This window comes from Exiguobacterium sp. SH0S7 (assembly GCF_004337195.1).
GTDB classification, from domain to species: domain Bacteria; phylum Bacillota; class Bacilli; order Exiguobacteriales; family Exiguobacteriaceae; genus Exiguobacterium; species Exiguobacterium aurantiacum_A.
Window position 1 is genome coordinate 1 of the sequence record NZ_SJVA01000052.1, and the last position, 380, is coordinate 380.

Consider the following 380-nt stretch of genomic DNA (forward strand, 5'->3'; position numbering starts at 1 on the left):
TCTTATAATTGTTCTCATAGACTTTATCGGTTCATTCGCCATCAGTTTGTAGTGATTTGCTGAAATGGTTCCTGCTTTTCACGTTGTAAATAGGCCAGGTGTGCTTGTAGTTCCTGAAATTGCTCATTCAATTGTAATCGCCTCTTATCCGCACATTGTGTCGCCTCAAGCGCGATTGAACGCATCGTCCGCAAGACGTCCTCAACTTCCCTCAATCGTTTTTGTTCAATCTGGATTGCATGTAGTTGTATCTGTAATTCGTTAATCATCTGTACACCTGCTCTCAGTGTATATATCGACTTGTCAATCAAAAAGTGGATTCAAGCTAGTCAATTATTGAAACCGGTCCGCTATTCAAAACGGGAATAAATAAATTACGG

The 380-nt window shown here is 40.3% G+C and carries 1 protein-coding gene; it reads right to left on the reverse strand.

All coding sequences use genetic code 11. The annotated features are described in order from the left end of the window. Positions 1–41: 41 nt before the first annotated feature. On the reverse strand, positions 42–269 hold the full coding sequence (locus tag EVJ22_RS15370) for a hypothetical protein (RefSeq protein ID WP_131444294.1): 228 nt from the start codon (positions 267–269) through the stop codon (positions 42–44). Positions 270–380: the final 111 nt, after the last annotated feature.

Bases quoted from the DNA above. Each gene is read 5' to 3' on its own strand.
- EVJ22_RS15370 (WP_131444294.1), bottom strand. From the start codon at position 269: ATGATTAACGAATTACAGATACAACTACATGCAATCCAGATTGAACAA.